Raw genomic sequence first — 8,260 nt, 5'->3', positions numbered from 1 at the left:
ATATCGATATAACTCTTCGGCAAATAAAGACAGCTCTTGTTTTTGATGCATATTCATAAAAAGCACGTCACCCTTTCTCATTAACATAAGAAAATAGTAACGTGCTTTTAAGTTTAAGAATAGTCTAAATCCTTAAGTTGATGGATGTGGGGTAGCACCACACATCCATCAACTTAAGAATTTTATAAAACCCCAAAACAAAAAAATTGTACATTTTCACATAAAGATGTCAATTTTCTCGTTTTGGAGGTATTTGTATTTCTTAGCTTGATGGGCATGGGGTATCACCACACGACCAGCCAGCACTCACACCCAAAAACAAGAGGGAATGATAAAATGTAGTTTAAGGAGGGGGAAGAATGAAAAATGTACATAGATGGTTAAGTTATTTTGGTTTTATATGTGTGTGCATGTCTAGCCTCGGCTTTTTTTCACCAAAATACTTGGGGGTATTCCAAGATCTCAAGTTGATGGGCATGTGACGGTGCCTCATACTCACCAAGCTAGTTAGTGTATGTTAAGTAAACCTTATGGATTTGTATATCTCATCCATCCACTTTCAGATTGTTTCGCTTTATACTTCCCATAAGACAAAAGCTTCATTGCCGAGCGATTGGCCGCATGAAAAACCAAGTTCAGCTTCCATTCTTCCTCCATTTCACTGGGATAGGTGGTGGATTCATAAACATAATAACCCGCCATGATACAGGGGATTACTTGCTCCGGTTCAAATCCATAAGCAGTTGCATCATCCACAACCAAATCAATGATGCATCGGTTTCCATCTTTAACTTTTTTCTGGAGTAATTTTTTTATCGATCCTGGTACTAATTCTAATATTTTATCCTTCATGTCAGTCACCTCATCTTTTATCATGTCCAGATAGCCTGGGGATATGTGTCAAACAGAATGAAATTCCAACTAAGATCTTAAGGACTATATCACCCTAAAAGGGAAAATAGCTTTAAATCCAAGAAGCTGCCTCACTGGGAGGAAAGACCTCGATAACGATGTGGGAAACTAAGACATCAATGTTGTATTCATTATTTTTAAGAAAAAACAAGTCTAGAGTTTCCTTTTTTATAGGAAGATCGAGCATTCAACCCACTGATAAAAGGAAACCCAAAGGGCATACTAAGATTATATTAAAAATGGGAGGATATAAATTTGAGTACAATAGAAAATGCAGTTTCTATCTTTGCCTTAGGCGGCTTGAATGAAATCGGGAAAAATATGTATGCAATCGAATATTCAAACGATATCGTGATTATCGACTGTGGCAATAAGTTTCCAGATGAAAGTTTATTAGGAATTGATTTGATTATCCCTGATATAGCTTACTTAGTAGAAAATAAAGATAAAGTCAGGGCTTTAATTGTCACACATGGACATGAAGATCATATCGGGGGGATCCCGTTCTTCTTAAAAAAATTGAATGTACCCGTTTATGCCACACGCTTCACACTAGGATTAATTGAAATCAAATTAAAAGAACATAAACTTCTAGGAGAAAGTGAACTTATTGAAATTAACTCAAACTCAAACTTGACAATCGGAGAAATAAGTGTAAGTTTTTTTAAAGTGACCCATAGTATTCCTGATTGCTTGGGAATAGTCTTTCACACACCAGAGGGTAATATTGTACATACGGGGGACTTCAAGTTTGATTTAACCCCTGCGAATAATGAGAATTCGGATATTCATAAAATGGCTGAAATCGGCAAAGACGGGGTCTTGCTTCTATTGTCTGAGAGTACCAATGCAGAGCGTCCTGGTTTGACCCCATCGGAACAAATGGTAGGTGAACATGTGGAAGCAGTTTTCATGAAAGCCGAACGCAAAGTTATTGTTTCTACCTTTGCTTCAAATATTAGTCGCGTTCAGCAAGTCGTGAATGCAGCGCAAAAAACAAATCGAAAACTTGCGTTGCTTGGACGAAGTATGGTTAATGTCGTAGCGGTTGCTATGGAACGTGGTTATTTAACAGTTCCAGATGAAATGTTAATTGCCCCACATGAAATCAATGAAATGGCTCCTGAAAGGGTGGCCATTTTATGCACGGGGAGTCAAGGAGAACCATTGGCTGCTCTTGCTCGCCTGTCCACTGGAGACTTTCGCGGTGTCGACATTTTACCTGAAGATACGGTTATCTTTGCAGCAGGTCCAATACCCGGGAATGAACGAAATATCACAAGTATCGTAGACAACTTATTTGCACTTGGAGCCAAAGTGATTTATGGATCAGGAAGTACATCCGGAATGCATGTTTCTGGCCATGGTTATCAAGAAGATTTAAAACTAATGCTTACATTAATGAAACCAAAATATTTTATTCCCATTCACGGTGAATTTAGAATGCTACACCATCACCGTTTGTTAGGTGAATCCGTTGGAGTAGAGCAAGGAAACACTTTTATCATCAATAATGGCGATGTCGTCGATATTGAACATACTATTGCCCGTCAGACCCGGAAAATACCGGTGGGGAATACCTACGTAGACGGGGGGGATGTCGATAATATTGGGGAAATTGTGTTACGAGACCGCAAACAACTTTCAGAGGATGGGATGCTCATGATTGTTTTAACTATGAGCAAATCGGAAGGAAAACTGATTTCTGAACCCGATACCATTTCTCGTGGATTTGTGGATAGAGATTTCTCGGAACTCCGAAGAGACGTTAATCGACTTACTATAAAAACTGTTAACGAGCTACAAGAAGCAAATAGAAACCAATGGAATGTAATGAAAAAACAAATAAAAAAATCAATACGACAATATGTATATACACATACTAAGAAAAAGCCAATGATTGTTCCTATACTTATTGAAATTTAATAGGGGGAAGTTTTAAAAAAATGAATTAATTGATCTTCAACAATTGGGCGCTTTAATGGAGGAATGATCACAAAAATTATCAAACTTTTTTATAAAAGGATGATTTAATTGAATATAGAAAAAGCGTGTTTTGAACAATCTTTTTTCGAACCGCGCTTTTTTTATTTGCTCTTTTATCAAGGTTTATTAAGTTAATTTAATCAAACTTTATTTCAAGGCTACACTTAGTTCTAAGTTTAAATTAAAAAGAAAAGAGGAGTAATGCCTTACCGTAAAAAAAGACACCAAAAGGTGCCTTCCTCCGACTTGAACCATCTTAATTTTAATAATATGTATTGGACTCCCATCCAAATATTATTTTCCCATGTTAAGTTATATTGTACATTTATTGTTTCATCTGATTGTTTGTTTTCCATAACAAAGTAATTGTGACCTACTTCAATTACTTATTTCATTTGCGATGGTGTAATATGGTCTAGCCATAGAATACCATCATATTGTTCAATTGGATTCATTATTTCTTCAGATTCTTTCAGACCCCAGTATCTTCCCGCAGTAGGAGAGAACATCCAAGAGGTTTCTGGACGGTTTCTTTCACCTTTTAAATTGACAAATATATGTGGGTATTGTACAGCACTTAATATTTTCTCAATACTCTGTTCCGTGTGATCAGTTTCTACAGGAACTATTTCACTAATATCGCTATTCCAGCTGCTTCCACTATAAGCGTACACACCGACCATGTACATTTGATCTTTAATACGTTTAGGCATGTAATCAATCATAGTCGGTGCTACAAAGTTATGTTTTTGTATATCAGTAAAATCGAGTATCATCTTTGAATTTTGTTTTCGAATATGATAGTTATGTCCCCATACGATGATTTTTTTGTTTTTGTATTGAATATCACTTAACCATGCTAAAGTTTGTCCCATTTTCTGATCTCGAATATAAAATGAGAACTCTGACGCTTTTGGATTCGGTGAGAATATGAAGTTTTTTTCTTTTACTTTAGCATCTTGATGAGTTTTAATCGTATCAATTCGTATACTAATGGCTTTCTCTAACAGATTTACATCATATGTATTAACTGGCGCGATCTCGAGTAATTCAGTTTTATGCTCTTGAATAAATGCTTTGATTTTTTCGTATGTGTCTATTACTGGCTGAATCTCCTTTTTATATTGGTCATACGGATACTGATTATCTTTTGGGGTAAATGTCCGCTCTATATTGACCAATTCTTTATCAGCTAATTCAACATCATTAGCAATTTCAGGACTAATTTTCTCTAACCATTCTTTTGCAAATTGTGGGAAAGATGAATTCCACCAAATTTGAGTATCAAATCCAGTTAAAATCAGTGGAGTCCCTTTTTCTTTTTGCTCTTTTAGATAATGAAACAGTTCCTCAATTTCTTCTGTATGCCATACGGTTTCTAAAGATTGTTTCATGGCTTGAGTAGCAGTTAATCGGTCCAGTTTTTGGTTAACAGCATTTGCTTCTGCAAATCCAGATTCAAATGCCAGTACATCATATCCCATTTCTTCATGCAAATACTTAATGATCCGTACTTTAGATTGGTTTATTTCTTTGGCACCATGTGTACTTTCACCGAGAAGAACAATACGTTTATCCTGTACTGTTTCTTTTAAAAAGGAAAAATCTTCAGTTGTCTGAGCATTAGGCGTGTTTAATTTTTTTGCATGCTCCTTTACCCATTCTTCCCATTTTGGTTGATCTTTAGATTTTTCTTCTGCAGAAACAACGGATGTAAACGTTGTAAATGCTAGGAGAGAAGCAACCATACCTACTTTCCACTTTTTAAACACATATTTCCCCTCCATTAATATATTTTTAGAAAAATAGAATTACTATCCAAATATTTACTATTTCCCCCTCGTGTTTATAATACTTAATAATATCAAAAGGAACAAGTTGAATATTTGTAATATTTTATATTAAAAGAATTATATTTTCTCATTTTGAAATGAAAAAAGAGAGCCGCAGCCCTCATTGGTAAGAATGGTGATAATTTACCAATGGATATTGGAGAAATCCACCTTTTTTCTAATTAGGAATTTTCACCTATGTTGTACAAATATTGAATAATGTTTTTTATCAAATTTATAGGGGAGATATGGTTTTACTATAGGAAGGAGTGTGTTTTAAAAGGTGTACCTTTTAGAACGATTAGTTATATGGGTGAAATTTTGAAGGAGTTAATCCTGGTCGTATAATGGAAGTGTTGTATCCCAAGAAATGAACGTTAGTGTATTATATAAAGGAGTAAAATGAACCAGAGAGTATAGGAAAGGAGAATCAGAGAAGCAGGGTTTAAAGGGGATTTTAAAGTGTTTTCTATAACAAAAAATGAGGATGAATAAAAAGAATGAAGCTGTTTAATCTGCATTCTTTTTATTTGGGGTATCGCTAGCATTTTTGAAGAACTCTTAGCGTGATTTTTTTCTGATTTGCAGTCCGTACCCCATTACTATCAAGCTAAGAAATACAAATACCCCCAAAACGAGAAAATTGACATCTTCATGTGAAAATATATAATTTTTTTGTTTTGGGGTGTTATAAAATTCTTAAGTTGATGGATGGGGTGGTACCCCGTTTAGCAAAACCGGAGTGGGAATGATGAGTATAAATAGTTTTGTGGGATTGATAAAGGACGAATTATTAAAAGAGGTAAGCATAAGAAGTGAGGATGCATTCGAGCCTGTAGTAGTTAAAGATATTCCTAGACTTTGGAAGTGTTTAGGGAAAGGTAATTATGCCGCAGTATTCATGCACAGAGAATACAAAGATTGGGTAGTGAAAGTTTACGCGCGAGAAGGAGAAGGAATTGAAAAAGAGTCAGAAGTATACCGAAGAATCGGGAATCATCCTTCTTATTCGAAGCTTATATATAAAGGAGAAAATTTCATAGTATTGAAACGTTTAAAAGAAATTACCTTATACGATGCTATTCATAAGGGGATTAAAATTCCTAAGCAGGTGATCCTTGATATCAATGAAGCTTTAGAGTATGCAAGGGAACAAGGATTAACTCCTTGTGATGTTCACGGGAAAAATGTGATGATGGAAAACGGAAGGGGATATGTAGTCGATGTATCTGATTTCTTAAAAACAAAAGAAGATAGTAAGTGGAGAGACCTAGAAAAGGCATATTTTACATTTTATTTGCCTTTCATTTATAAATTGCCTTTCCCTGTTAAAATACCGTATTTTATGTTAAACATTGTTAGACGTTCGTATAGAAAATATAAGAAGCTTAAACAGAAATTCAAATTGTAAAAGGACCACATACTTATCTTTAGGTTAGATAAGTGAACCACTAGTAAACAAAAGGACCGTACATTGTAGATATGTCTAATATGTACGGTCCTAATTTGGCTTTTCCATAAAGAAAAGGCACTTCCCTCAAAGTGCCTCTTCCTACTTGATCTACATAATCCGTTTCTTACAGTACAAATATATCTGGGTTCCCACCCGATTCTATTTTACTACATCTATTTATAAAGTTTAATTAATTTAATGTCAAATTTATATAGATGGTTATAATAAAATCTATATTTTGTATAAAAGTATTCTATATTTCTAATTTACTTGATTACACCACCAGAAACTCCGGACATTGCCATAATATCAATTATTTTATCTGATACGGTGGCTTCTTCTCTGCCTCCATAGTAGGCGTTTAATGCATCAATAAACCAATATGCATCGGCCGTTACTGATCTACCTGAAGATTTCATGGATTCAATCACAGTTTGAACATATATGAACTTATCATCAAATGACAACTTAACCCAATCCCTACCGGTTGCAATTCTAATCTTTTCTACTTCTTCATTAGCTGATGAGGAAGTACTAGTTGAAGGTGATGGATTACTGCTTTCAGGCTTGATATATTTTCCATCTTTAGCACTTGCATCGTAAATGATATTATTTTCGGCAACACTTTTGCCTTTATCATCTAAGTGAAGCCAATCTCCAATTAAGCCAGGTAGGTTATAATTTGCGTAGTATTCATGTTTCTCTGTTTTTAATACAACATTTAACAATTCACATTTAACGCCTTTTCCACAGTATAACTCTCCCTCACCATCCTTACCTTGCGGTGTTCCGCTTTGTTTCTTGATGATTTTACCTATGGATACCAAGTATTCATATTGTTCTTTAGGTTGTAAGTTATCAAATGAATCGTTAAGGTAAACTACGATATCATAATAATAATATGGATTTTTATCATTTTGATTTGATTTTTCTACTTCTTTATATGTTGCGGATAAAGCTAATGAGAAGAAATTCATGTTTCACCAGCAAAGCATGATTGCCGATAGCAACATTAAGAAAGCTAATTTTGATAACTACCAACCTACTAGCGAGGAAGGAGCAAAGAACCTTGAACTTGCAAAGGTCATCGCAACCGATTATCTCAATGAGAAGGTATTTAATACGATTATGGCCGGGAATTGTGGAGCGGGGAAAATTATGCCATTGCAGATCAACTTGCAGGAGCAGGGATATCAGTTGTCTTCGTCACAGTTGGAGAATTACTACGGAAGATTAAAAGTACATTCAATAAAGATTCATCCCTAACTGAGGATTCAATCATTCGAAGTTTAGTAAGAGCGGAAGTATTAATAGTCGATGATTTGGGAGCTGAGTTAGGCGCATTAGATGCTAATACAAAAGCGACAAACTTCATTAATAGGGTGTTATTCGATGTTTGCGATGGTAGACAAGGTAAATCTACTATATTTACTACAAACCTTACAGGTGAACGTTTAGAAGGTGCATATGACGAACGGATCGTATCACGTATCTTCAACAACTTTAAAGCGCTTGTTTTCAAAGATACAAAGGATTATAGAAGAAAGGCATTGCCATTTTAAAAGGGGGAAATTGAAATGTGTGCATGTAACGGAACTGGAGTAATTAGAAACGATATGGGAACGGGTATGTATCAATTTGGCACATGCGTTTGCGAGGCAGGGAATCGCAGTCCTGAAGAGGTGGATAGAAATCGCCATGCCGTTATGGCGGAACTAAGAGAAATTCATCAATTACAACTGGAGGGGAAATGGGATGCCAAGACTTGGAACGGATATAGACAAAGAGAATTACACAATCGCAGCACAGCAAAGGAAGCACATGAAGAAATCGCGTCGTAACATGTATGTAGCGTTAGAAGATTTGAACTTGTTATTCGATGAGAGTGAAGTGATTCGATTCCAAGAAATGTGGGAAGAAGATAAAAGCTTCATTGAAATTGCAATAGAGCTGGGAAGACATCGGTTAGAAATCGCGGCTTTGATTATGGATCAAACGGATAAGAACAAGATTAAATCTCGCCCAATGGGGTTAGGGGCATGAAACAACTAACACTTAAGGATGTAGTAGGAAGTTT

7 protein-coding genes and 1 pseudogene are annotated in these 8,260 nt (G+C 35.4%); 5 read left to right on the top strand and 3 right to left on the bottom strand.

All coding sequences use genetic code 11. The annotated features are described in order from the left end of the window. Nucleotides 1-528 precede the first annotated feature (528 nt). A complete protein-coding gene (locus MR065_RS26360) occupies nt 529-852 on the bottom strand; it encodes a hypothetical protein (protein ID WP_242215653.1) in 324 nt (107 codons plus the stop codon). A gap of 315 nt (nt 853-1,167) precedes the next feature. Here MR065_RS26360 and MR065_RS26355 point away from each other — a divergent pair, with 315 nt between their 5' ends. Continuing rightward, nucleotides 1,168-2,838 (top strand): ribonuclease J, encoded by a 1,671-nt coding sequence (locus tag MR065_RS26355; protein WP_242215652.1) that lies wholly within the window; start codon nt 1,168-1,170, stop codon nt 2,836-2,838. A gap of 446 nt (nt 2,839-3,284) precedes the next feature. Here MR065_RS26355 and MR065_RS26350 read toward each other — a convergent pair whose 3' ends face one another. Then, nucleotides 3,285-4,670, bottom strand: a complete 1,386-nt coding sequence (locus tag MR065_RS26350; RefSeq protein ID WP_242215651.1) for an erythromycin esterase family protein — start codon at nt 4,668-4,670, stop codon at nt 3,285-3,287. Nucleotides 4,671-5,481: 811 nt separating this feature from the next. Here MR065_RS26350 and MR065_RS26345 point away from each other — a divergent pair. Then, nucleotides 5,482-6,141, top strand: coding sequence for a protein kinase family protein (locus tag MR065_RS26345; protein ID WP_242215650.1), 660 nt, complete (start codon nt 5,482-5,484; stop codon nt 6,139-6,141). 308 nt (nt 6,142-6,449) lie between these two features. On the opposite strand, the gene MR065_RS26340 is transcribed toward MR065_RS26345, so the two are convergent. Then, complete coding sequence (locus tag MR065_RS26340) at nt 6,450-7,160, bottom strand: hypothetical protein (protein WP_242215649.1); 711 nt, start codon at nt 7,158-7,160, stop codon at nt 6,450-6,452. Between MR065_RS26340 and MR065_RS26335 the strand changes: the two are divergent. From MR065_RS26335 to MR065_RS26325, 3 genes and pseudogenes are all read left to right on the top strand, one after another. Continuing rightward, nucleotides 7,126-7,745: pseudogene (locus tag MR065_RS26335) on the top strand (ATP-binding protein); the annotation flags it as partial. The gene MR065_RS26340 and the pseudogene MR065_RS26335 sit on opposite strands and share 35 nt — an antisense overlap. 15 nt (nt 7,746-7,760) lie before the next feature. Then, complete coding sequence (locus MR065_RS26330; RefSeq protein ID WP_242215648.1) at nt 7,761-8,024, top strand: hypothetical protein; 264 nt, start codon at nt 7,761-7,763, stop codon at nt 8,022-8,024. After that, the gene (locus MR065_RS26325) at nt 7,939-8,226 is read left to right on the top strand and encodes a helix-turn-helix domain-containing protein (protein WP_242215647.1); all 288 of its coding nucleotides are present in this window, start codon (nt 7,939-7,941) and stop codon (nt 8,224-8,226) included. Before MR065_RS26330 ends, MR065_RS26325 begins: the two co-directional genes overlap by 86 nt. Nucleotides 8,227-8,260: the final 34 nt, after the last annotated feature.

Source organism: Bacillus cereus group sp. BfR-BA-01383 (assembly GCF_022663495.1).
Taxonomy (GTDB): Bacteria; Bacillota; Bacilli; order Bacillales; family Bacillaceae_G; genus Bacillus_A; species Bacillus_A cereus_AU.
The sequence above is the reverse complement of the archived record's forward strand: the minus strand, read 5'-3'. Positions and strand labels throughout refer to the sequence as shown.

What these genes read in the sequence shown, in the direction of transcription:
- MR065_RS26360 (WP_242215653.1), bottom strand. Translation starts at nt 852, where the DNA reads ATGAAGGATAAAATATTAGAATTAGTACCAGGATCGATAAAAAAATTA.
- MR065_RS26345 (WP_242215650.1), top strand. Translation starts at nt 5,482, where the DNA reads ATGAGTATAAATAGTTTTGTGGGATTGATAAAGGACGAATTATTAAAA.
- MR065_RS26340 (WP_242215649.1), bottom strand. Translation starts at nt 7,160, where the DNA reads ATGAATTTCTTCTCATTAGCTTTATCCGCAACATATAAAGAAGTAGAA.
- MR065_RS26330 (WP_242215648.1), top strand. Translation starts at nt 7,761, where the DNA reads ATGTGTGCATGTAACGGAACTGGAGTAATTAGAAACGATATGGGAACG.
- MR065_RS26325 (WP_242215647.1), top strand. Translation starts at nt 7,939, where the DNA reads ATGCCAAGACTTGGAACGGATATAGACAAAGAGAATTACACAATCGCA.